At 65.1% G+C, this 21,625-nt stretch carries 22 protein-coding genes; 11 read left to right on the top strand and 11 right to left on the bottom strand.

The window, feature by feature from the left end; translation table 11 throughout:
* Positions 1–22 precede the first annotated feature (22 nt).
* On the top strand, positions 23–538 hold the full coding sequence (locus tag ACVIIV_RS34975) for a GNAT family N-acetyltransferase (protein WP_456748253.1): 516 nt from the start codon (positions 23–25) through the stop codon (positions 536–538).
* 254 nt (positions 539–792) lie between these two features.
* Here ACVIIV_RS34975 and ACVIIV_RS34970 read toward each other — a convergent pair whose 3' ends face one another.
* From ACVIIV_RS34970 to ACVIIV_RS34945, 6 genes are all read right to left on the bottom strand, one after another.
* A complete protein-coding gene (locus ACVIIV_RS34970; protein WP_456748252.1) occupies positions 793–3,171 on the bottom strand; it encodes a TonB-dependent receptor in 2,379 nt (792 codons plus the stop codon).
* A 145-nt stretch (positions 3,172–3,316) separates the two neighbouring features.
* Complete coding sequence (locus ACVIIV_RS34965) at positions 3,317–3,733, bottom strand: DUF2946 family protein (protein WP_456748906.1); 417 nt, start codon at positions 3,731–3,733, stop codon at positions 3,317–3,319.
* A gap of 371 nt (positions 3,734–4,104) precedes the next feature.
* On the bottom strand, positions 4,105–6,168 hold the full coding sequence (locus ACVIIV_RS34960) for a hypothetical protein (RefSeq protein ID WP_456748251.1): 2,064 nt from the start codon (positions 6,166–6,168) through the stop codon (positions 4,105–4,107).
* Between the two features lie 147 nt (positions 6,169–6,315).
* The gene (locus ACVIIV_RS34955; protein WP_456748250.1) at positions 6,316–9,126 is read right to left on the bottom strand and encodes a DUF4159 domain-containing protein; all 2,811 of its coding nucleotides are present in this window, start codon (positions 9,124–9,126) and stop codon (positions 6,316–6,318) included.
* Complete coding sequence (locus tag ACVIIV_RS34950) at positions 9,123–10,067, bottom strand: DUF58 domain-containing protein (RefSeq protein ID WP_456748249.1); 945 nt, start codon at positions 10,065–10,067, stop codon at positions 9,123–9,125. The genes ACVIIV_RS34955 and ACVIIV_RS34950 overlap by 4 nt, the downstream gene beginning before the upstream one ends.
* Positions 10,067–11,065 (bottom strand): AAA family ATPase, encoded by a 999-nt coding sequence (locus tag ACVIIV_RS34945; RefSeq protein ID WP_456748248.1) that lies wholly within the window; start codon positions 11,063–11,065, stop codon positions 10,067–10,069. Before ACVIIV_RS34945 ends, ACVIIV_RS34950 begins: the two co-directional genes overlap by 1 nt.
* 261 nt (positions 11,066–11,326) lie before the next feature.
* On the opposite strand from ACVIIV_RS34945, the gene ACVIIV_RS34940 reads away from it, so the two are divergent.
* The 7 genes from ACVIIV_RS34940 to ACVIIV_RS34910 all read left to right on the top strand — a co-directional run bounded on the left by ACVIIV_RS34940 (position 11,327) and on the right by ACVIIV_RS34910 (position 15,605).
* Complete coding sequence (locus ACVIIV_RS34940) at positions 11,327–11,938, top strand: DUF1285 domain-containing protein (protein ID WP_456748247.1); 612 nt, start codon at positions 11,327–11,329, stop codon at positions 11,936–11,938.
* 2 nt (positions 11,939–11,940) lie between these two features.
* Positions 11,941–12,612 carry a CoA pyrophosphatase gene (locus ACVIIV_RS34935; protein WP_456748246.1) on the top strand — a complete coding sequence of 224 codons (672 nt, stop codon included), beginning with the start codon at positions 11,941–11,943 and terminating at the stop codon, positions 12,610–12,612.
* Complete coding sequence (locus ACVIIV_RS34930; protein ID WP_027575525.1) at positions 12,609–12,872, top strand: DUF6111 family protein; 264 nt, start codon at positions 12,609–12,611, stop codon at positions 12,870–12,872. Before ACVIIV_RS34935 ends, ACVIIV_RS34930 begins: the two co-directional genes overlap by 4 nt.
* Positions 12,873–12,882: 10 nt before the next feature.
* The gene (locus ACVIIV_RS34925) at positions 12,883–14,139 is read left to right on the top strand and encodes a CCA tRNA nucleotidyltransferase (RefSeq protein WP_456748245.1); all 1,257 of its coding nucleotides are present in this window, start codon (positions 12,883–12,885) and stop codon (positions 14,137–14,139) included.
* The gene (locus ACVIIV_RS34920) at positions 14,136–14,903 is read left to right on the top strand and encodes a sulfite exporter TauE/SafE family protein (protein ID WP_456748244.1); all 768 of its coding nucleotides are present in this window, start codon (positions 14,136–14,138) and stop codon (positions 14,901–14,903) included. The genes ACVIIV_RS34925 and ACVIIV_RS34920 overlap by 4 nt, the downstream gene beginning before the upstream one ends.
* Positions 14,904–15,016: 113 nt before the next feature.
* Positions 15,017–15,196, top strand: coding sequence for a hypothetical protein (locus ACVIIV_RS34915; protein ID WP_456748243.1), 180 nt, complete (start codon positions 15,017–15,019; stop codon positions 15,194–15,196).
* Between the two features lie 181 nt (positions 15,197–15,377).
* Positions 15,378–15,605: a hypothetical protein gene (locus ACVIIV_RS34910; protein WP_456748242.1), complete on the top strand. Its 228-nt coding sequence runs from the start codon at positions 15,378–15,380 to the stop codon at positions 15,603–15,605.
* Between the two features lie 98 nt (positions 15,606–15,703).
* On the opposite strand, the gene ACVIIV_RS34905 is transcribed toward ACVIIV_RS34910, so the two are convergent.
* The 3 genes from ACVIIV_RS34905 to ACVIIV_RS34895 all read right to left on the bottom strand — a co-directional run bounded on the left by ACVIIV_RS34905 (position 15,704) and on the right by ACVIIV_RS34895 (position 16,935).
* Positions 15,704–16,033, bottom strand: coding sequence for a GcrA family cell cycle regulator (locus ACVIIV_RS34905; RefSeq protein ID WP_456748241.1), 330 nt, complete (start codon positions 16,031–16,033; stop codon positions 15,704–15,706).
* 233 nt (positions 16,034–16,266) lie between these two features.
* Positions 16,267–16,578, bottom strand: a complete 312-nt coding sequence (locus ACVIIV_RS34900) for a hypothetical protein (RefSeq protein WP_456748240.1) — start codon at positions 16,576–16,578, stop codon at positions 16,267–16,269.
* A gap of 141 nt (positions 16,579–16,719) precedes the next feature.
* Positions 16,720–16,935: a dodecin family protein gene (locus ACVIIV_RS34895; protein WP_456748239.1), complete on the bottom strand. Its 216-nt coding sequence runs from the start codon at positions 16,933–16,935 to the stop codon at positions 16,720–16,722.
* Between the two features lie 419 nt (positions 16,936–17,354).
* On the opposite strand from ACVIIV_RS34895, the gene ACVIIV_RS34890 reads away from it, so the two are divergent.
* Positions 17,355–18,149, top strand: a complete 795-nt coding sequence (locus ACVIIV_RS34890) for a dienelactone hydrolase family protein (RefSeq protein WP_456748238.1) — start codon at positions 17,355–17,357, stop codon at positions 18,147–18,149.
* 221 nt (positions 18,150–18,370) lie between these two features.
* Complete coding sequence (locus tag ACVIIV_RS34885; RefSeq protein ID WP_456748237.1) at positions 18,371–19,375, top strand: ABC transporter substrate-binding protein; 1,005 nt, start codon at positions 18,371–18,373, stop codon at positions 19,373–19,375.
* On the opposite strand, the gene ACVIIV_RS34880 is transcribed toward ACVIIV_RS34885, so the two are convergent.
* Positions 19,320–19,673: an MmyB family transcriptional regulator gene (locus ACVIIV_RS34880; RefSeq protein WP_456748236.1), complete on the bottom strand. Its 354-nt coding sequence runs from the start codon at positions 19,671–19,673 to the stop codon at positions 19,320–19,322. The two genes, ACVIIV_RS34885 and ACVIIV_RS34880, sit on opposite strands and share 56 nt — an antisense overlap.
* Before the next feature lie 327 nt (positions 19,674–20,000).
* On the opposite strand from ACVIIV_RS34880, the gene ACVIIV_RS34875 reads away from it, so the two are divergent.
* Complete coding sequence (locus ACVIIV_RS34875; protein ID WP_456748235.1) at positions 20,001–20,831, top strand: outer membrane protein; 831 nt, start codon at positions 20,001–20,003, stop codon at positions 20,829–20,831.
* Between the two features lie 319 nt (positions 20,832–21,150).
* On the opposite strand, the gene ACVIIV_RS34870 is transcribed toward ACVIIV_RS34875, so the two are convergent.
* Positions 21,151–21,336 carry a YodC family protein gene (locus ACVIIV_RS34870; RefSeq protein ID WP_456748234.1) on the bottom strand — a complete coding sequence of 62 codons (186 nt, stop codon included), beginning with the start codon at positions 21,334–21,336 and terminating at the stop codon, positions 21,151–21,153.
* Between the last annotated feature and the right edge of the window lie 289 nt (positions 21,337–21,625).

Genomic DNA, 21,625 nt, shown 5'->3' with positions numbered 1-21,625 from the left:
AAGTGCTACTCCGCGAATTGACATGAACGATCTCTCACTGACCATCCGTCCCGAAGCCGCCGGCGACGCCCACGCGATCGAGCGGCTGCACGAACGTACCTTCGGTCCCGGCCGCTTCGTGCTGAGCGCCTACCGGATTCGCGAGCACGTCGACCATCTGCTCGAACTGTCCTTCACCGCCCGCATCGGCACGCTCTTGGTCGGCTCGGTCAGGCAATTGCCGATCCTGATTGGCGACACGCCCGCGCTGCTGCTTGGGCCGCTCACCGTCGAGCCGCCGTTCCGCGGCCGCGGCATCGGCCGTCAGTTGATGGAGCGCGCGCTCAAGGACGCCAGGGAAAAAGGTCACCGCCTCGTGCTGCTGGTCGGCGACGAGCCCTATTACGGCGGCGTCGGCTTCATGCCGGTCTCCAAGGGCCGCGTCACCATGCCGGGCCCCGTCGACGCCGCCCGCATCCTGGTGTTCGAGCTCGTCGACGGCGCTTTCGAGGGCGTGTCGGGCCCGGTCGGCCCTGACTGGAGCAAGGCGCGGGGGTAGGGGCTCGTGATGTCGCTGTAGCCCGGATGGAGCGCAGCGCAATCCGGGAAGGTGCTTCCCCGGCGAGAGAACCCCGGATTACGCTGCGCTCCATCCGGGCTACGATGCTAGGCATCAGAGCACGACGGCGGCTCCTCATACTCCGTCATTGCGAGCGGAGCGAAGCAATCCAGAATCTTTCTGCGCAGGCAGTCTGGATTGCTTCGTCGCAAGGGCTCCTCGCAATGACAGCGTGTGTCGCAGGCCGTCGCAAGCTAGAACTTGAAGTTCGCGAACGCCCGCACGCCGATGCCCGGCAACAGCACCTGGTCCTTGTTGAAGGAGACGGCATTGCGGATGTTCTCGTTCAGCAGGTTGTTGCCAACGAGCCCAACATGCATCTCGCGCGCGCCGAACCAGCTTTGATCGAGCTTCGTCTTGTAGCTGACCTCGGCCCTTAGCAGGTTGTAGCCGGGCGTCGGCGTCTCCGCGATCGGTGCGATGTCGTTTTGCGCGAACGCGTGCAGCAGGTTGATCCGCGCAAACCAGTCGGCGTCGCGATAGTACACACCACCGCCCAGCCGCTGGGGCGGAATGCGTGGCACGTTGGTGCCGTCGTCGAAGGTCGCGCGCACGATGTCGTATTGACCCTCGATGCCCCAGATTCCGTTCCAGACCGGCATCACGTCGTACTGGAACTGGAATTCGCCGCCACGAAATGTCGCGTCGCGCTGCGAATAGACCGCCTGATTCAGTTCGAGGCCCGGGCCAAGCTGGCAAACGCCGTCCTCACACGTGTTGCCGGTCAGGCGCCGGTAGATAAAACCGTTGAACTTTGTGTAGTAGCCGGTGACTTCGAAGCGAAGCGGTCCTATCGCCCGTCGCAGTCCCGCCTCGACCGACTTGGCGGTCTCGATGCCGAGATTGGGATTGCCTATGTCGAAAGTGGTGGTGGCATCGTGGCCGCCGCGCGAAAACAATTCCGCCGGTTTCGGCGCACGCTCGACATATTGGCCGGTGATGCTCGCGACCAGATCCCAAGGGAGGTTGTGGATCAGGCCGATGCTCCCGCTCACCGGCGTGAAGTTGCGGTTGATCGCCGTTGCGGGGCCGATCGCGGCCGGATCGACGGCGAGGTCGAACACATCGGGGACGAAGGCCGGCGCCGTGCCGCTCAACCTCGCGCTCTCGACGCGCCCGGCGATCTGAGCCTTGGTGGCTTCGCTGAACTTGAACTCGTTGAAGATGTACCCGGCGACCTTTGTGTTCTTGTTCGGATCGAACAGTCCGTTGACCGGGCTGCCTGGATCGTCCGGACTCGGCGCGGTCAGCTTCTGGTGCGACGCCTGAACGCCCACAGCGGTGGTCAGCGCGGCAAAGCGGACGTCGAACGGCGCAAGCTGCACCTCGACGCGGCCTTCCTGTTCCTTGTTGGTGAAGGTTTGTCTCACGCCGAGGGAGCCGAGGTCGGCAGAGTCGGCGAGCCCGACCTCATCGTGCTTATAGTCGGTGGCGCTAGCCCAGAACCGGATCGCATCGATCGCCGCCGCGTCCGGCCGGTATTCGCCTTTTGTCGTGAATTTTGTTTGTCGTCCGTCGATCCGCGTCAGGAACTCGCTGCCCTCGATACCGGGAATGTGGTAGAGCGCGTTGTGCTGCGTGATCGCCGCGCCCACGTAGCCGCCGTCGAAGATGTAGGAGCCGCCGACAGACCCGCCGTAGGCCTGCGATGCCGAATTCGGCTGGCGTCCGTTGAACGGCAGCGTCGGGTCGGTCAAGAACGGGTAGCTCGGGATGTTGTAATCGCCGGCCTTGCGGCCAAAGGCATCGGCGTGGACGGCAAAGTTACCGCCGCCGGCGTCGAGCAGCACGGCACCTTCGGTCCCGCGATCGACCGACGTCACCGCCGTCCGTGTTTCCGCGGTGATGCAGCCCGGCGATCCGACGTTTGCCAGCGGCGCCTTGGTCGGGAGTCCGTAAGTCGGAAAGGGCGCCGTGCAGGACGGCAAGGCATCCGGAATTCGATTGTTGGTTGCGCTGACCACGCCACCGATCGCGGTGGAGCCGTAGCGCAGCGTCGCCGGTCCGCGGATGACCTCGACCTGGTTGGTTGCCAGCGGATCGATCGGCACGAAGTGATCCTCGCCGAGATCGGACGCGCCGTTGCTGCCCGTTCCGTTCTCGATAATGCCGACACGGTTGGTGTCGAGGCCGCGAATGATCGGGCGGCTCGATGCGCCGGGTGCGTATTCAGAGCCGGTGATGCCCGGCTTCGAGAACAGGAGGTCGCCGAGCGTGCCGCCGCCGTTGCGCCGAATCTCCTCGTTGGGCACCACGGTGACGGTCGCGAACTGATCGGTCACAACAGGCAGCACGCCCTGCTGAGGCGCGGCGGGCGCGGTGGCCGCCGGCGCAGCTTCAGCCGTCTGCTCGCGGCTGCGCACGCGCGCGGTCCGCGTGGGGCGGCCCGCGCTGCGCGACGGCACCACCGCTCTGCGCACGATGGGGCTGGGTGCCGTCACGGTGACGGCGGGAATTTCGGTCGACGACTTGTCTTGCGCCGAGTCTTGGGCGAGCGCAGATGTGGCGGCGGCGCCGAGCAGGAGCAGGCTTGCTCCGCCAAGGCGCTGCGCGCGTCGCATTTGAAATGACATGGTCCTGATTCCACTCAGGCGCCGTCCGGATGATGGTCTGCTGATCGGAGGCGGCCTGCCGTCGCGGCGCGACGGAATTCGACTTCAACTTCTCCCAGGCATTCGCCGGCGTCCGGCGAGGCTGGGCGTGATCAAGCGTTGGACGTCAGGACGCGGGAGGCGCGCGGGGCTGGAACGCCGTGCCGGCCGATTTCAGATGGAGAAATTCCGCATCGGTGGTGCGGTGGAGCAGCTCGATCGCCTGTGGCAGCAGCAGCACGGGCGGTGTCGCGAACACGACTGTGCCCGCCATCGCGACGACGGCGCAAATCGCGCAATTGTCCTCGCCCGGCTGCTCGCGGTCGGGGCTGGCGGGCGATTGCTTCTGGACCGCGGCGCGGTCGATCGCAGCCACGCCTTTTGCGCTGTCCTTGGCGCCATCGATCTGCTGGGCTGAGGATTGTGCGAGCGGCGTGGCCTGCGCGAACCAGTGGCTGTGGCCGAACGTCAGCGCGAACTGCACCAGCATCGCGAACAACGCGAGCCGGGCACCGTGCCTGATATTCGACCGGAACCACTTCATCTGGAAACGCCACCCCCACATCGCGACGCGCCAATCCCAGGACGCCGCGATGTTATAGTGTAACATCGCCCTATCGGTTAGCGGATGTCAACGGCGGGGGGATCAGCGCATGCAGACCGCCGAGGCGATGTGTCGTTCGGGCAACTAGAGTGGGATGAATATTGGCTGAACCGATGTGAGCGGAGGGTTCACCTCTCCCGTAGGGAGAGGTCGGATCGCATCGAAGATGCGAGCCGGGTGAGGGCTAACGGTCTCACGGTGCGCTGCGGCCCCTCACCCGGATTGCTCAGGCGCGCAATTGCGCGCCTGAGCAATCCGACCTCTCCCCGTCGGGGAGAGGTGAACCAAGGGACTGCCAACCGAATTTCAGCTCACCGCCCCTCGCGGACCCAGGTCGCAGCGAAGGCGCCGAGCAGTAGCAACAGGCCGATCAGGCCGGAGAAGATCGGCAGCACGCCGACGCCCTTCACCACGCTGGCATCGCGCATCCGCACCCCCATCCAGCCGTCGCCGTGGAAGACGCTGGTGGAGCGCACCGGCAGGATCCGCGGCAGCTCGACACTTGAGCTACTGGCGACGCGCACGGCGTCGCCGCCCGTGGCCTGGGTCAGCGGCTTCAAGGTATCGACCGTGGAGGTGACTTCCGAAAACTCTTTCGGATTGGTCGGGCCGACATTGATCAGCGCCTTCAGCGTGCCGTCGGTGGCCTGCCACAGGCCGAGCTCGTTCGCCGGCAGGCTGGCGCGCCACTCGCCGGGATCGCCGGGGCTCAGCGTCAGATCGTGCGACACGCCCGATGGCGAGGTCACGCTCACCGGCTGGACGCTGTCCGCCATGGTCTGACGCACCACGACGAGGTCCTTGCCCTGCACCTGGAGGCGCAGCGCCTCCTCGTCCAGATCCGGCTGCTTCATCAACCAGTGCGACATCCGCCTCAGCAGGTCGAGATGCGGGCCGCCGCCTTCATAGCCGCGCGCCCACAGCCAGATGTGATCGGACAGCAAGAGCGCGACGCGGCCCTCGCCGAAGCGGGACAGGAACAGCAGCGGCTTGCCGTCGACGCCGGTCATGACAGGCGGGTTGACCGCATTGCGGGTATCGACGGTGCGGAAGAAGCGGCTCCAGCGCGGCGGCTCGCTGGCGGAGCCCTCGAGGCCGCGCGTGACCGGATGGCGTTTGCCGAGGTCGGACAGATGCGCATAGAACGGCTTCTCCGTCACGCCGACCGGCTCGGCCGGCAGCACCGAATCCAGCGGCGTGCGCCAGATGCTGGTGTTGGAGGCGTAATCGGGACCTGCCGAGACCAGCACCGCGCCGCCAGCGCGGACATAGCGCGCGATGTTGTCGAAATAGGCGATCGGCAGCACGCCCTGGCGGGCGTAGCGGTCGAAGATGATCAGCTGGAATTCGTTGATCTTCTGCTGGAACAATTCGCGGGTCGGAAACGCGATCAGCGACAATTCGTTGATCGGCGTGCCGTCCTGCTTCTCCGGCGGGCGGAGAATGGTGAAATGCACGAGATCGACGCTGGCGTCGGACTTGAGCAGATTGCGCCAGGTGCGCTCGCCGGAATGCGGCTCGCCCGAGACCAGTAGCACGCGCAGCTTGTCGCGCACACCGTCGATGGCGACGACCGCGCGGTTGTTCACCGGCGTCAATTCGCGTTCCAGCGGCGAAGCCTCGATCTCGACGATGTTGGGGCCGGCATGCTTGATGTCGACGTCGACGCTGGCGGCCTGGCCGCTCGAGAGCGTGCGCTCGTTGATGACCTCGCCGTCGCGGCGGATCGTGACCCTGGCGCGCTCGCCGGAGACGCCCTGGTCGTCGAGGCGGTAGGAGATGGTCTGGGTCTGGCCGACGATGCCGAAGCGCGGCGCCGCCGTGATCGCGATGCGGCGGTCGCGCTCGTCCTTCTGCCCCGTAATCAGCGCGTGCACCGGCGCCTGGAAACCAAGCGCGGCGGCGTTCGCGGGAATGTCGTGGACGCGGCCGTCGGTGATCAGGAACGCGCCGGCGACCCGGTCGACCGGGACGTCCGCCAGGGCCGAGGCGAGGGCCCCGAACAGCTTGGTGCCGTCGGTCTCGCCGTCGGCCTGTCCGGCCTCGACGACGCGGACTTCGAGTCCCTTGATCTTCTTCAGGCTGTCGACCAGCGCTTCCTGCGCAGCTGCGGCCTCGCGATTGCGGTTGCCGAAATTCTGGCTCGGGCTCTTGTCGACGACGATTGCGGCGACCGAGGTAAGTGGATCGCGGTCCTCGCGGGTGAAAGAGGGATTGGCGAGCGCCAGCAGGAACAGCGCCAGCGCGGCCACGCGCACCGCGGCGCCGCGCGCACGTGCAACCAGCAGCACGAGCGCAACGACGACGATCGCGGCGAGCGCGAGCCACAGGACGATCGCGGGAACCAGCGGCGTGAATGCGATGCCGTAATTCATCAAACCAATCCATCAACGTCATTCCGGAGCGGTCCGCAGGACCGAATCCGGAATCTCGAGATTCCCCGGTGCGCAAAGCGCGCCTGTGGTCTGGTCTTTCGGACCATCCCGGAATGACGATGCGTATGGCTCAAGCTCACACGCATCTCATTGCCCCAGCCGTTCGATCAGCGCCGGTGCGTGCACCTGGTCGGCCTTGTAGTTGCCGGTCAGCGTGTACATCACGATGTTGGCGCCGGCGCGGTAGGCGAATTCGCGCTGGCGGGTGTCGCCGCCGGTCACCGGCAGCATGGCCTGTCCGTCGGGCCGCACGGCCCAGGCGCCGGCAAGATCGTTCGAGGTGATGATGATCGGCGAGACGCCGTCGCCGCCGCGCGCCGGCCGCTGCGCGCTGTCCTCGTCGTCTTCGCGCGGCAAGGTCTCGACCCAGGTCTGGCCGGCAGTGAAGCGGCCGGGGAAGTCGCGCAGCAGATAGAAGGTCTTGGTCAGCACGTGCTCGCGCGGGACCGGCTCGAGCTCGGGCACGTCGAGCGACGACAGGATCTCGCGCAGCGTCTGCATGCCCGGGGTCTGCGATGCCCCGTTCGCGCCGGGCGGTGCCTCGATCGCGTCGCGGGTGTCGAACAGCACGGTGCCGCCCTGCTTCATGTAGGCATCGATCTTGTTGATGGCGTCCTGCGGCGGCTTCGGCGCGCCCGGCACGATCGGCCAGTAGATCAGCGGGAAGAAGGCGAGCTCGTCGCGCGCGGGATCGACGCCGACGGGATCACCGGCCTCGAGCGCGGTGCGCTGGGCCAGGAACAGCGTCAGCCCGTTCATCCCGGCCTTGACGATGGAATCGACATCGGCATTGCCTGTCACGACATAGGCGAGGCGGGTCTGCGACACCGCCTTCATCGCGAACTCGTCGGATACGCCATCGGCGCGCGACGGCGCGGGCGCGAGCGACGCGAATCCCGCGAGCAAGGCGAGCACGATCATGGCGGGCGCAGCACGGCGGCGCAGCAGCGCGGCAATCCCGCCGCCGAGCACCGCGACGATGATGGCGTCGACCAGGAACAGCGTGAGCGCCGTCGACAGCAGCCAGCCGCGCAGGTCGCGCGGCTCGGCATTGGTGTAGGTGGCGTGCCGGGCGCGCAGGCTCGCGGTGTTCAGTGCGGCGATGCGGTCGGCGCTAGCAAGCGTGTTCACGGCGAGCGGTCCTTCGGCCGGACCATAAAAGCCGGGCGGATGATCGGGTGTAGCGCGGTCGCGATAATCCGCAGGCAGCGGCTTTGCGGTCGCCGGCGGCGGGCCGAAGGCGCCAAATCCGTCGAGAATGTGCAGCGGCGCCACCGTCTCGGCAGTCGCTTCGCTGGCAACACCCGCGCCGGGCTTGGACGTGTAGCCGGACATGTCGACCACCCGCCGCAGCATTTCGACGAAGGTGCCCGACATCGGCAGATCCGACCAGCGCATGTCGGCGCTGACGTGGAACAGGCTGACGAGGCCCTTGCCGCGATGCTCGCCGGTCACCAGCGGCGTGCCGTCTTCCAGCGAGGCCCAGCTCTTGGTGGCGAGCACGGCGTCGGGCTCGGCCAGCACCTGACGGCTTACGGTGACGTCCTTGGGCACCGCGACTCCGGCAAACGGGCCGTCGCCTGCGAAGGCGGCGAGATGCTGCGGCTTCTCCCAGGTCAGGCTGCCGCCGAGGGTGCGGCCGCCCTTGCGCAGCTTGACCGGGACGAGATCGTCCTCGGCCTGCGCCAGCCTTGGCCCTGCGAACCGCACCAGCACGCCGCCCTGGTCGATCCACGCATTGAGCCGCTCGCGCAGCTCAGGCGCGATGGTACCGACATCGGCGAGGATGATCATCGGCAGCTTCTGGTCCAAAAATTGCGTGATGCCCTGCTGCGGCGAGCCCTTGTCGGCGAGCCGCACGTCGGCGAACGGCGCCAGCGCGCGGGTGAGATAGAAGGTCGGCGCCAGCAGCGGCTGCGCGGTCTCGCTGGTCGAGCCCGAGACGATGCCGATGGCGCGGCGGCGCCAGCGCTTGTCGAGCAGCTGCACCGCGCCGGCGGAGCGCTCGCCGGATATTTCAAGCCGCGTGATGTCGTTGCGCAGCTCGACCGGCAGATCGAACGCGGCTTCGGTTTCCTTGTCCTGCGGACCGAACGAATAGCGCGCTTCGCCGATCGGCGACGCCTTCTGGTCCAGTGCGCGCACGGTGCCGACCGCAATGCCGCTGTCGGTGCGCAGCACCTTCACCGTCATCTTCGCCGCGGCGTTCTCGGCTGCGACCAGAGCCAAGGGCGAGGAGGTGCCGCCTTCGAACACGGTCAGGCTGCGATCGCCGATGGTCTTTCCGAGGCCAGCCACGAAGTCCTCGCCACGGCCGGTGTCGACGCCGTCAGACAGCCATGCGATCTCGCAGTCGCCGGTGACTTTGAGGAAGCGGTCGACCGCAGCCAGCGTCTCGACGCGATCGATCGAATAGGGCTTTGGCGCGAGCTGCCGCAGCGCGACGCGCGCCGCGCCCGCCGGCATCAGGGTGATGTCGCGGTTCGGCTCGGACAGCGGCACCAGCGCGATGGCGCGGCCGTCGTTGTCGGCATTGGCGATCAGCTCGTCCGCGGCCCTGATCCTGACGTCCCAGTGCGATGCGGCGCTCCAGCCGTCGTCGAACATGATCATCAGCGGCGCCTTGCTGCCGGCGAGGCCCGTTTGCGGATTCCAGATCGGGCCGGCGGCGGCGAAGATCACCAGCGCGGCGGCGAGCAGGCGGAGCGCGGTCAGCCACCACGGCGTCCGCGACGGCGTCTCTTCGCGCGGCGTGATGTCGAACAACAGCCGCGTCGGCGGAAACTCGATGCGGCGCGGCCGCGGCGGCATCACGCGCAAGAGCCACCACAGCACGGGCAGGCTGACGAGGCCGATCAGGAGCAGCGGTTGAGTGAAGGCGAGCGGCAATCCCATCATGCGGCCGGCCCCGCCTTGATCGTCGTGGTGCGGGCGCCCGACTTGCTCACCTGCATGCCCGCGTGCAGGAACAGCAGCAGCTCGGCAGCCGAGCGGTCGGTCGCGTGCGTCGTGAACAGCCAATCCAGCTTGTTGGTCTCGGCGCGGATCTGGTCGCGATGCAGCGCGAGCCGCGCGGCGTAGTCCTGGACCCAGCTCTCGGCACGGCCGGCGGTGATCACGCCAAAGCCTTCGGGCTCGACGAACTCGACGCGGCCGGAATAGGGGAACGATTCCTCGGCGGGATCGACGACCTGCACCATCGTGCCATGCGCGCCGGAGCCGGAGAGCCCTGCGAGCGTCGTCCTGATCTCGGAGATCGGCGACCAAAAATCCGACAGCACGATGATCTCGGCCAGCGCCGCGGGCACAAATGACGGCGGCAGGCTGAGGCGGTCGGCACCGTCATGCAGCATCGCCTGCGCCATCTTGTCGATGACGCTGCGGCTTGCGGTCGGCGCCATCAGTCCGGGAATGCCGACGCGCTCGCCGCCGGCGACGAGCAGCTCGGCCAGCGCGAAGGCGACGATCAGCGTCCGCTCGAGCTTGGACTCGCGCGCGGTCTTCGAGGCGAACGCCATCGAGGGCGAGCGGTCCGGCCAGATCCAGACCGTGTGTGAGGCTTCCCATTCGAGCTCGCGGACATAGAGATGGTCGTCGCGCGCCGAGCGGCGCCAGTCGACGTTCTGCGCCGGCTCGCCGGAGACGAAGCGGCGGTATTGCCAGAAATTTTCGCCCGAGCCGGCGCGGCGCCGTCCATGCAGGCCGTGGATGACGTTGGCGGCGATGCGGCGGGCCTCGAGCACCAGGCGCGGCAGCGAAGCGGCGAGCGTGCGGCTTTCGCCATCGGCACGTCGGATCGCCAGTGTCTCCTTCGCTGCGTGCCCGTTCTCCCCTGCCATCAACCGATCCGTGTCTTCAATTGCCGGATCACGTCCGGAATCGTGCGGCCTTCGGCGCGTGCCTGGAACGTCAGCGCCATGCGATGCTTCAGCACGGGTTCGGCGAGATCGAGCACGTCGTCGACCGAGGGCGCAAGGCGCCCGTCGATCAGCGCACGCGCGCGCACCGCCAGCATCAAGGATTGGCTGGCGCGCGGGCCGGGTCCCCAGGCGATGAACTTGCCGGCTTCGCCGGCGTCCGGACCCGGGCGGGCCGAGCGCACCAGCGACAGGATCGCCTCCACGACGGAATCGCCGACCGGCAGGCGCCGGATCAGCCGCTGCGCGGTGATCAGCGCATCGGGCGTCATCGCGCCCTTGGCCAGCGTCTCCTCGGCGCCGGTGGTCTCGAACAGGATGCGGCGCTCGGCATCGCGATCGGGATAGTCGACGTCGATCTCCATCAGGAAGCGGTCGAGCTGCGCTTCCGGCAGCGGATAGGTGCCTTCCTGCTCCAGCGGGTTCTGGGTCGCGAGCACGTGGAACGGCTTCGGCAGATCGTGACGTGCACCGGCAACGGTGATGTGCTGCTCCTGCATCGCCTGCAACAGCGCCGACTGCGTGCGCGGGCTGGCGCGGTTGATCTCGTCGGCCATCAGGAGCTGCGCGAACACGGGACCGGCAATGAAGCGGAAGGCGCGCCTTCCTGCGGTGCTCTCGTCCAGCACCTCGGCGCCGAGGATGTCCGAGGGCATCAGGTCGGGCGTGAACTGGATGCGCTTGGCATCGAGACCGAGCGTGACGCCGAGCGTCTCGACTAGCTTGGTCTTGGCGAGACCGGGCACGCCGATCAAGAGCGCATGGCCGCCGGAGAGGATGGTGACCAGCGTGTTCTCGATCACACGATCCTGGCCGAAGATGACGGAGGCGATCGCGTCCTTGGCCGCGCGAATCTGGCTCGACACCTGCTCGGCCGAACGGACGATCCCGTCCTCGAGTTTCTCGACACTCTCCGCCATTCGCTCGCTCCTTCAGCCTGCCACGCGGCTTGCTTGCGTCGTCACGTTCCTGCGTCGTCGCGCCAGCACATGGGCCCTATGCTAGACTTGCAGGAAGGCCATGTATTCGTTGAATTAACCTATCCCCACCTTATCGGCTTAAGGGTATGTAGGGCATCACGAAGTGGCGACCTCCACACCGGACTATTCCGGATGGAACCGCAGACCCGAGTACAACGTAGACCTGCACCAATCGTGCCAATGACAAAGTCAGGGCAAACCATGGCGAACCAAGGGCAGAGCGCCGATCGCGGTCTTGAGGGGCTGACTGCCGCGGCCAAAAGCGCTGCCGATGCCGAAGGCGCCAAAAAGGGCCTGCCTCCGGTGCATCTGTGGAATCCGCCGTTTTGCGGCGATCTCGACATCCGAATCGCGTCCGATGGTACTTGGTTCTACATGGGGACGCCAATCGGGCGTCACGCCCTCGTCCGCCTGTTCTCGACCATCCTGAAGCGCGAGGGCGACAAGCATTTCCTCGTGACGCCGGTGGAGAAGGTCGGCATCTGCGTCGACGATGCGCCGTTCATGGCAGTCGAGATGTTGAAGAGCGGCGAGGACAACCATCGCGTGCTGACTTTCCGCACCAATGTCGACGACTGGGTGATTTGCGATGCCGCGCACCGGCTGCGCTTCGAGCAGGCGGCGGACGGCGGACTGACGCCCTACTTGCATGTCCGCGCCAATCTCTGGGCCAAGGTCACACGGGCGCTCTATTACGATCTGGTTGACATGGGCGAGGAGCGGATGGTCGATGGCCAGCCGATGTTCGGTATCGAGTCGGCCGGCGAATTCTTCGCCATGGCCGATGCGGAGCAGGTGAGGGCCGCGCTTTGAATTTGAACAAGCCTATCCTGGCGAACGAGCCCGTCGTGATGGGAGCTGCGGATTTCTTCGGCCGCTCCAGGGCGAGGCTCGGCTTCGACGTGCCGCCCGGCCTCTATGACCCCAACATCATCCCCGCCTCGGGCGATCCCGGCACCGACAAGATGCTCGAGATCATCGCGCGCGAGCAGCCGGTGCGCCCCGCGGCGGTCCTGATCGCGGTGGTCGACCATCCCGAGCCCACCATCCTGCTGACGCAGCGCTCTGCGCATCTCAACGACCATGCCGGCCAGATCGCGTTTCCCGGCGGCAAGATCGACGCGACCGATGCCTCGCCGCTCGATGCGGCGCTGCGCGAGGCCGAGGAGGAGGTCGGGCTGTCCAGAGACTTCGTCGAACCGCTCGGCTATCTCGATCTCTACGGCACCGCCTTCGGCTTCCGCATCCTGCCGACGGTCGCGAGGGTCAGGCCAGGCTTTTCGCTCACCATCAATCATTCCGAGGTTGATGATGCGTTCGAGGTGCCGCTATCCTTCCTGATGAACCCTGTGAACCACCAGGTGCACAGCAAGGAATTCCGCGGCACGCCGCGGTCCTACTACGCGATGCCGTTCGCAGAACGCTATATCTGGGGTGCGACGGCCGGAATGCTGCGTGTGCTGTATGAGCGGATCTACTCATCATGATCCGGACGGTTCTGACCGAGATCGGAATCTTCCTCATCCCCTTTGCCGTCTATGCGCTGTTCCTGGCCGCCACGCGCTCCGGCCTGTTCGCGCGATCCTCCTGGCCGGTCGCGATCGTCGCGCGCCTTGTCCTGGTCGCGCTCGCGCTGGTCATCGCGGGCCTGATCGGCCTTGCGCATTTCTCCGGCGCGCCGCCGGATTCGACCTACGTTCCCGCCCATATCGAGAACGGCAAGCTCGTGCCGGGCGTGGAAAAATAGGGGCCGATCCATGAGCGCGGAGCCTTTACTTGCCCATGCGCCCTGGCTGACCGCAGGCGGGACCGCGCGTGTCCTAAAACTGCTCGGTGCTGATGGCGAGGAGGCGCGGGTGGTCGGCGGCGCCGTGCGCAATGCACTGCTCGGGCTGAAGCCCGGTGACATCGACATCGCGACCACGGCGCTGCCGGAGGAGGTGATGCGGCGCGCCAGGGCTGCCGGCATCAAGGGCGTGCCGACCGGTATCGATCACGGCACCGTCACGCTGGTGATCGACGGGCACCCTTATGAGGTCACGACGCTGCGCGAGGACACCGAGACCTTCGGCCGCAAGGCCAAGGTCGCGTTCGGCCGCGACTGGGTGAAGGATGCCGCGCGGCGCGACTTCACCATGAACGGCCTGTCGGTCGATGCTGATGGTGTCGTCTACGACTATGTCGGCGGCATCGCCGATGCCAAAGCCCGCCGCGTGCGCTTCATCGGCGATCCCGACCAGCGCATCGCCGAGGATTATTTGCGCATCCTGCGTTTCTTCCGCATCCATGCCGCCTTCGGTGCCGGCGAGCCCGACCGCGACGGCTATCTCGCCTGCATCCGGGGACGCGCAGGGCTAGCCAGCCTCTCGGCCGAGCGGGTGCGCATGGAGATGCTGAAGCTGCTGGTGGCCGGCGGTGCAGCCGCGGCCGTGCTGGCCATGGCCGAGGGCGGATTGCTGCAGGTGCTGATCGGCGGCGTCGTCTATACCGGCCCCTTGTCGACGATGATCGCGATCGAGCGCGAGCTCGGCCTCACCCCGAGCAGCACGCGACGCCTGGCCGCGCTGTCGGTCGCCGTCACCGAAGACGCCAAGCGCGTCGCCGTGCGCTTGCGGCTCTCCAATGCCGAGGCCAAGGCCCTGGATTCGATGGGGCACCGCTGGTGGCGCTTCGCCACCAAGGACGAAGCCAATGCACGGCGGCTGCTCTACCGGCTCGGGCCTGAGCGCTATCATGATCGCGTGTTGCTGGGCTGGGCGAGGAACGGCGGCGATGTCACCTCAATGCGCTGGCGCGCGCTCGCCGAGCTGCCACAGCGCTGGACCGCGCCGAAATTTCCACTGAAGGCCGCCGACTTCATTGCGCGCGGTCTCGCCGAAGGACCCGCGCTCGGACATGTGTTGACGCTCGCCGAGGACGCTTGGCTCGCGGCGGATTTCCCACTCGAGGAAGCCGCGCTCGCTGCCATCGCCGATCAAGCTGTAGCCCGCATCAGCCGCGACCGGAAAAATTGACCATCGTCTCAGGCTTCGCCGACATCTCGCTTCTGCAGCTCCTGCTGGTAGCAACTATGGCGTTGTTTGCTTCGATCATCGGTGGTCTCGCCGGCTACGGCACCGGCGCCCTGATGCCGCTGGTGCTGGTGCCGCTGGTCGGCGCCGAACCCGTGGTGCCGATCATCGCGATCTCCGCGATGCTGACCAATGCGAGCCGGGCTCTTGCCTATGTCCGCTATGCCGACCGCCGCCGCGCGCTGATCGTGCTCGCCTGCGCAGGCTTGACCACCGCGCTCGGCGCCTATGGCTACACGCGCCTTACCAATGCCGGCGCGGCGCTCGTGATCGGCACCGTGCTGATCCTGAGCGTGCCGCTGCGCCGCGTGCTCCGCCGCCGACAGGTCAAGATCGGCGACGGCGGCCTCGCCGCCGGCTCGGTCGGCTACGGCGTCCTGGTCGGCGGCACCTCGGGCTCCGGCGTGATCCTGCTCTCGCTCTTGATGGCCTCAGGCCTCGAAGGCGCCGCCGTGATCGCGACCGACGCGATGATCTCGCTCGGCACCGGCCTCATCAAGATCTCGGTGTTCGGTCTCGCCGGCGCCGTGACGGCGCAGGTGCTCGCCTTCGCGCTGCTGATCGGGGGAATGGCCGTGCCCGGCGCGTTCCTCGCAAAAGCGTTCGTCGAGCGGATGCCGGTGCACATCCACACGGCGATCCTCGATGTTGCGGTCATCGCAGGCGGGCTGGTGATGATCTCCGCGGCTGCGAGGCAGCTGATCTGATACACGGTCGAGGCACCGGTTCGCCCGGTGCGTCCGCCCTGGTCACCAATTTCGTGTCTGCTCCGCCGAAAAACGGATAGAGTGCTCCAGGGTCACATCCGAGGAGCAACAACATGACCCTACCCCCCGAGCTGGTTCCCGCTAAGATCGACCGGCATGTTTTCGCGATCATGACCAACACGATGCCGCCCCGAGATCCTGATGACGACGAAGAGGATGAGGAGGAAGAGCAAGACGATGAAGGGAACCAAACCGACGAACCGCCGGTCGTGCGCGAGCCGGACGAGGACTAAGCAGAACGCTCAGACGTGGCCTGAGCTTCGGTGAGTGCGATCTCCCCAGCCTAGGTGGGTGCGTTGGTGCGTCCGGCAGCTTTCAAGGTCGGTCTGATTCCGAGAGCAGCGGGCAGGCGCTGAATGGACCACGGTTCTCGGCGCAGCAACCTATCGGCGTTCGCGGGTAGAGGAGGTGAGCATGACTCTCATATGGCTTGGTGTGCTCCTTGTTTTCGTCGGCGTACTCCAAATGGCGTTTCAGCCCATCTGGCGAGGCCGATTCAGCGGTGGAAGATGGCTTCGCTCCGGGCGTGACACGCTCGAGCCTGAAAGGCCAGGTAGCGGCTTCGACATCAAATCGAACTGGCCTGGACTTGTGATGGTCGTGCTGGGCGGCGTCTTCTTGCTGGCCGGAACCGCCATTTGAGTTGAAAGCAGACAAGGCTTGGCAAGATACGCGACAGCCGAACCCCGTCGAGCTGGGCCAGGCACTGACGGGAGCGCAGCGACGTTGGTGGTGAACTCTTAGCCGGTGTTTCTGACTGCCTCAGCCAGGATGGCGTAAAGCTGCTGCTTGCTGAATTCCTTGGGCTGCTGCCTCTCCGCTGTGTTCCGCGACACCTTCTGTGCGACTGGACGGGCGCAGGCTGCCGACGACGTCGGTCTCGGCTTCGGAGCCGGTCTTATCTTGGGTCTTGCAGTGGGCGGCTTGTGGCCGCGCTTCAGGCCCTGACGGGTCAGCATGCCGCAGACCGCGTTACGACTGCACCCGAGACGGCGCGCGATCTGCGCCGCGCTCTGTCCTTCGGACCAGAGCCTATTGAGGAGCGCTATGTCTTTCGCATCCCAGCCCATGGGAGATAATATATCGCGGACTGCCGATCACGCTAGTCTAGACTTCATCCGGCTCGCGCACGACCGCCGGTTCGTCAGCGTCATCTTCCTCCTTGTCGTCTTCCTCCTCCCCGTCTTCATCGGACGGACGGCACGCGCATCTCCGGGCGTGATCGCTGCAAACGTGGCAGTGACATCAGGTCGACTACATCAACAAGGGGCGGCACCCGCCACGCAACTGGTGACGTTTCCGGCTACTCTCTGCCCGAGCACCCGTTAGGCTCTATGTTCACCAAGACTTCGCCGGCAGTGATTTCGGGATCTCCAAGATCGAGGTCATGCAGACTCGCCTGAACAAACGCCAGTATCTTGGCGTTCGCTGCATTGGCGCTTTCGCGGTCGTCAAATATCATCACGGCGATACCAACACCGTCGCCCGCATCCAGCACATGGTAAGATCTGAATCCGGGCGATTGCCTTAGTATCTCGCCGACGCCGCTCTTGGCGCGGCGAGCGGCGTCCGCTACCGAACGAACCTTGGTGTACTTGCGAATGACCATGTACATCGGGGCACCACGCGCCATACGCCCCCATGCATCAAAGCATATCGGTTCACATCGGACCAGAGCCTACTTCCCAGCTGGGTCACAGCGTCCGGTTGGCCATTGAGTCATCCTCGCCCCACAAGCGGGGCGAGGTGCTGAGGCTCAGGAGCCCTCGAACTTGAACGATACGTTGAGCTTGGCGCGATAGGCCTCGACCCTTCCGTTGTCATCCAGCTGCATATCGAGCTTGACGACCTCTGCGACGCGGAGATCCCGGAGAGATTTTGCAGCTTGCTCGACCGCGTTGGCCGCCGCCTTTTCCCATGAGTCGCCGCTGGTACCGACCAGTTCAATGACCTTGTAGACGCTGTCAGGCATGTCGTCCTCCTGTCCGGTAGGAGCAGGGAAATCTAGCACCTGGATATTGACGGCGATACGGTCTCGGGGATGTCACCCGGAGCCGGGGAAAGCACAAACTGCATTTGGCGGAGGGCGGCCTTGGCCCGAGCTAACTTGCTGGACAGGCGCCATCGTGTCCGCTCATAGCGGGTAGATGGGAAAGGGTCCGATTGGCTGTCACTTTCCTGTTTGGTCCAAATATTGATCTCGGGGCGAGATCAATATCATCGCTCCCACGACAACGACCGACCGCAATGTCTGCACGCTCCGCCTTAAGCTGGAGATCCGGAAACTTGAAGTAGGCGCAGCCACCGAGGGCACCTGCATCGCTTTCAAAGCCTAGCGCAGTAGTCGCTGGTATGCCAATTTGCGTTGTGCCAAACCCGCGGGAGGTCACCATGCGAACGAATATAGTGGCAGCACTTTGCGCCATCGCAATGGTCGCGAGCGCACACGCCGCGATCAGGGAAGAGCCGGTCACCTACACGGATGGCGAGACCACGATGAAGGGCTTCGTAGTCTACGACGACGCGACCCAGGCCAAGCGGCCCGGCATCGTCATGGTGCCCGAATGGTGGGGCATCACCAAGCATATCCATAACGAGGCACGGAAATTCGCGGAGCAGGGCTACACGGCGTTCATTGCGGATATGTACGGCGACGGCAAGACCGCCGACAACCCGAAGGACGCCGGCGCGCTCTCGGGGGCAGTGATGAAGGACCCGAAGGCGATGGAGGCGCGCTTCAACGCAGCGCGGGAGCAACTCGCCAAGCAGGCTTCGGTCAATCCCCAGCGGATCGGCGCAGTTGGTTACTGCTTCGGCGGCGCGGTGGTGCTGAACATGGGACGCGCCGGCGCTGATCTCGCCGCCGTTGCGGGCTTTCACGCATCACTTGGTCTCAACACTCCTGCACCGGCACCGGGAACCGTCAAAGCTAAAATCCTCATTCTGAACGGCGCGGACGATCCGTTCGTGAAGCGCGAGCAGTACGATGCGCTTAAGAAGGATTTCGACGCAGCAAAGGCCGATTATCGGATCATCGAATATCCCGGCGCCGTGCACGCGTTCACGAACCCTGAAGCGACCGAACTCGGCAAGAAGTTCAATTTGCCGCTCAGATATGACGCTAAAGCTGATCAGGAAGCGAAGGCCGAAGCAGCCAAGTTCTTTGCCGCAAACCTTCAAAAATAATCAAAAGGGCCACCGCGGGGTGGCCCTTTCTTCTTTGGCCTCGGAATAGATCGGGCTGCAGTTTCGCACTTTGCGGCGGGCCAAACCGGAGCAGGGCAGGCATCAGGCACCAGGATGGTGCGGTCAAGCTTGCTGCAGCCTGGACCAAGAACGTCCGAGAATGGACGCGCGCTTGGACCTGCACCAAAAAATTGCCTATGCTTCGGGTTGGGAGCGCGTCGATGCAGCGACGGGAGTTCATCAAGCTTCTGAGCGGTGCGACAGCGGCATGGCCGCTCGCTGGTTGGGCGCAGCGGGCCCCGCGGCAGCACCGGATTGCGTTTGTTCATTCGGGCATTCCTGCTGGTCAGCTGACCGAGACTGCTGGCCCCTTCTGGGTGCGGCGGTTTCATGAAACGCTGCGCGGGTTGGGCTATGCGGAAGGAGCCAATATCGTCGTCGAGCGTTATTCCGCAGAGGGGCGCTCCGAACATTTTGCTTCTCTTGCTGCCGCCGTCGTTGGCCGCGACCCGCAGGTGATCGTTGTAAATCTTAACGATCTCATCGAAGCGTTCGCGGCGGCCACCACAACGATACCGATTGTTGCGATCATGGGAGATCCGGTCGCGACAGGATTGGTTGCAAACCTCGCGCATCCCGGAGGCAACCTTACGGGCGTCAGCATCGATGCAGGCTACGAAATCGTCGCCAAGCGCTTGCAAATCCTGAAGGAGGCGGTGCCCTTGGCCGCCAAGGTCGCTTACCTGACGTCGTCCCGTGTCTTGATTGACACCTCACTAGGATTGTCGCTTCAGAAAGCAGGGCAGGGCCTCGGCATCGTGCTGACCTGGAATTTCCTCCCGGAGGTAAATGATACGCAACTCCGTCGCGCCTTCGAGATGACGTCACAGCAATTCGACGCTGCCATGGTTGACGCGAGCGGCACCCTTTTGGCACGACGCGCCTTCATTGCCGAACTCGCCGGGAAACTTCATCTTCCGATCATTTATCCCTTTCGCGACTATGTGGATTCCGGTGGGCTGATGAGCTATGCGCCGGATCTGGGCGAGCTTGCCCAACGCCTCGCCATCGACGTGCATCAGATCCTAAACGGGACCAAGCCGGGCGACATCCCGATCTATCGGCCCAACAAATTCCAGTTGGTCATCAATCTGAAGGCTGCCAAAGCGCTCAGCCTCGATATGACGCCGACACTCCTCGCTGGCGCCGACGAGGTGATTGAATGATGTCCCTTGTGGCCCTGGCTGTGTGAAAAGCCACGAGTCGGCTACGACTCCTCCGTTTCCTCAGCGGGCGAATGTCCGAATCGTCGGAGCAGCCTGTCGCCGCGGCGCGGAGCTTTGCGACGACGCGATGCGCACGAGACATCCAGTCAGGGATCAGCGTTCGTGCCTCAGGCCTGATGAAGATGTAGCGCGGCAGGTTCTTTTCGCCGTCGCCGTCTAGCCATCCCGCGAACAGTCTGGACGCCTGGGCGTTCCGGCGGCGCGCGCTCCAGGTGCGATCGAGGATGTAGCGGCCCATTGATGGCATCGACGCAGGCCGGCACCTGCTCGGGAGGATCATCGATTCTGTCCGTATTCGCCTCCAAAGCCCTTATTGAAGCGTCCGCTGCTTGTCTGGCCTTCTTCGGAACGCCTGACGTCGCAATAATATTGGCTGTGTCGCGTCATACATATTTTGCGGGCAGAGACCGTCTTTGACAGCCCCCGGGTGTGTCGGCGAGGCTACAGCAAAAAAGCGAGATCACCGCTACAAGTTGGCTTTGGCGGACTGCCGGTAATTGGTGGTTTTAAGAGTGCTCACGCGGCGAGGCGCCGCCGTTCACGGGCACAACGTTAAAGGGAAGTCATGAAATCCATTGTCTCTGGTGCTCTCCTGCTCTCGGCTCTCTGTCTCTCCCACGGAGTCTCCGCGGCCGATCTCGGCAGGCCCTACACCAAGGCGCCGCCCGCGCCAGTTGCATTCAGCTGGACCGGCTTTTATGCCGGCGTGCACGGTGGCTATGGCTGGAGCGATCCGACCGCGACCTTCGATCCGGGCGCGCTCGCGACCGGGACGGTCCCCGGCTATGTCGTGACGGGTGGCACCGGGCCATTCTCGCTGGATGTGAATCCCAAGGGTGGGTTCGGCGGCGGCCAGATCGGTTACAACTGGCAGTCCGGCACATTCGTCTATGGTCTGGAAGCTGATGTCAGCGGCGCAGCCATCAGGGAGACGGCAAGCCGTCCCTTCAGCGTCACCGGAACGATCGGTGGCGACAACGGCGCGTTCACCGGCGTTTTCAACCTCAAGCAGGAGATCGACGTCTTCGGCACGATCCGCGGACGTCTCGGCTATGCTGCGAATAACCTGCTGATCTACGGCACCGGTGGCTTCGCCTGGGGGCACGTCAAGAACAGCATCTTCACCTCCGACCTCGCCACCCCGAACATTGCCAATTTCAACGGCTTCTTCCCGGCCCTGACGCGAAGCGCGTCATCGTCGGAGGTCCAGGTAGGTTTCTCCGCAGGTGGCGGCCTTGAATGGGCTTTCGACCCGCGCTGGACGTTCAAGGCCGAGTACATCTACATCAATCTCGGAAAGTCGAACGGCAATGCTCTTGCATTCCCCGGAGCGTCCTTCACGGACACCGAGGTTCAGCTTCATACAGCCAAGGGCGGCATTAACTATCGGTTCTGATCCGACTGACATTTGCAAGCGGGGGGTGTTTACCCCCGCTCTGCTTGCACGAGATCGCTCTCGACGATTTGGGGCCTGTGTGAGCATGATCGTTGCGGGCGAGGGCAGCTTGGCGAGGATTACGCGTTCCTCGCAAAACCCTTTGTCGTCATGGTTGGGTTTGTCCCGGCCCTCCACTATTCTTCTTGTCGTTGTCGGCGGCGGCCTAGAACGTGGATGCCCGGGCCTTCGCCTCGCCGAAGCGGCTTTGGCCGCGCAGGCGGGACAAGCCCGGGCATGACGACCTCTCATCTCGCCCTGGATCCGCTCGCTCCCCGTCCTACTCCTCGTCCTCTTCCTCGTCTTCCTCGACCTGCATCAGCACGGCGAGCGGCAGCGTCTCGCGGAACAGCTCGCCTTCAATGCCCATCCACAGGCAGAGCGCCTCGTTCTCCTTCACCTCCGCGACGGTCAGCGGCTGGCCGCCGGATTTCAGCATCACGACATCGCCGGCTTTCAGATCCATGGATTGTCCTTTCGGGTTGATCGACGCGGCTGTGAGGCTAACAGGCCGTCATGACACGCGGAAAACGGATGGGGGCATCGCATAAGACAGCTGGAGGGCTGCCGAACGTGCTCGGCCTCGCATGGTTCTCTAGGCGATGCGAAGCATCGTTCGGAGACTTTGGCGGGCCCCTCGCAATGAGGGTCAGACGATCTCGCTGCAAAACGCGACCTCATCCTGAGGGCCCGCCGCAGGCGGGCGCCTCGAAGGATGGGCTGCGAGCGAGCTGATTGCCAGGTTCTGCGCCTCC

The sequence above is a fragment of the Bradyrhizobium sp. USDA 4354 genome, assembly GCF_054060315.1.
This window is presented reverse-complemented; position numbering and strand designations above follow the sequence as displayed.

Coding starts and splice junctions, on each gene's coding strand:
- ACVIIV_RS34975 (WP_456748253.1), top strand. CDS start 23: ATGAACGATCTCTCACTGACCATCCGTCCCGAAGCCGCCGGCGACGCC.
- ACVIIV_RS34970 (WP_456748252.1), bottom strand. CDS start 3,171: ATGTCATTTCAAATGCGACGCGCGCAGCGCCTTGGCGGAGCAAGCCTG.
- ACVIIV_RS34965 (WP_456748906.1), bottom strand. CDS start 3,733: ATGAAGTGGTTCCGGTCGAATATCAGGCACGGTGCCCGGCTCGCGTTG.
- ACVIIV_RS34960 (WP_456748251.1), bottom strand. CDS start 6,168: ATGAATTACGGCATCGCATTCACGCCGCTGGTTCCCGCGATCGTCCTG.
- ACVIIV_RS34955 (WP_456748250.1), bottom strand. CDS start 9,126: ATGATGGGATTGCCGCTCGCCTTCACTCAACCGCTGCTCCTGATCGGC.
- ACVIIV_RS34950 (WP_456748249.1), bottom strand. CDS start 10,067: ATGGCAGGGGAGAACGGGCACGCAGCGAAGGAGACACTGGCGATCCGA.
- ACVIIV_RS34945 (WP_456748248.1), bottom strand. CDS start 11,065: ATGGCGGAGAGTGTCGAGAAACTCGAGGACGGGATCGTCCGTTCGGCC.
- ACVIIV_RS34940 (WP_456748247.1), top strand. CDS start 11,327: ATGGCGAACCAAGGGCAGAGCGCCGATCGCGGTCTTGAGGGGCTGACT.
- ACVIIV_RS34930 (WP_027575525.1), top strand. CDS start 12,609: ATGATCCGGACGGTTCTGACCGAGATCGGAATCTTCCTCATCCCCTTT.
- ACVIIV_RS34925 (WP_456748245.1), top strand. CDS start 12,883: ATGAGCGCGGAGCCTTTACTTGCCCATGCGCCCTGGCTGACCGCAGGC.
- ACVIIV_RS34915 (WP_456748243.1), top strand. CDS start 15,017: ATGACCCTACCCCCCGAGCTGGTTCCCGCTAAGATCGACCGGCATGTT.
- ACVIIV_RS34910 (WP_456748242.1), top strand. CDS start 15,378: ATGACTCTCATATGGCTTGGTGTGCTCCTTGTTTTCGTCGGCGTACTC.
- ACVIIV_RS34905 (WP_456748241.1), bottom strand. CDS start 16,033: ATGGGCTGGGATGCGAAAGACATAGCGCTCCTCAATAGGCTCTGGTCC.
- ACVIIV_RS34900 (WP_456748240.1), bottom strand. CDS start 16,578: ATGTACATGGTCATTCGCAAGTACACCAAGGTTCGTTCGGTAGCGGAC.
- ACVIIV_RS34895 (WP_456748239.1), bottom strand. CDS start 16,935: ATGCCTGACAGCGTCTACAAGGTCATTGAACTGGTCGGTACCAGCGGC.
- ACVIIV_RS34890 (WP_456748238.1), top strand. CDS start 17,355: ATGCGAACGAATATAGTGGCAGCACTTTGCGCCATCGCAATGGTCGCG.
- ACVIIV_RS34885 (WP_456748237.1), top strand. CDS start 18,371: ATGCAGCGACGGGAGTTCATCAAGCTTCTGAGCGGTGCGACAGCGGCA.
- ACVIIV_RS34880 (WP_456748236.1), bottom strand. CDS start 19,673: ATGGGCCGCTACATCCTCGATCGCACCTGGAGCGCGCGCCGCCGGAAC.
- ACVIIV_RS34875 (WP_456748235.1), top strand. CDS start 20,001: ATGAAATCCATTGTCTCTGGTGCTCTCCTGCTCTCGGCTCTCTGTCTC.
- ACVIIV_RS34870 (WP_456748234.1), bottom strand. CDS start 21,336: ATGGATCTGAAAGCCGGCGATGTCGTGATGCTGAAATCCGGCGGCCAG.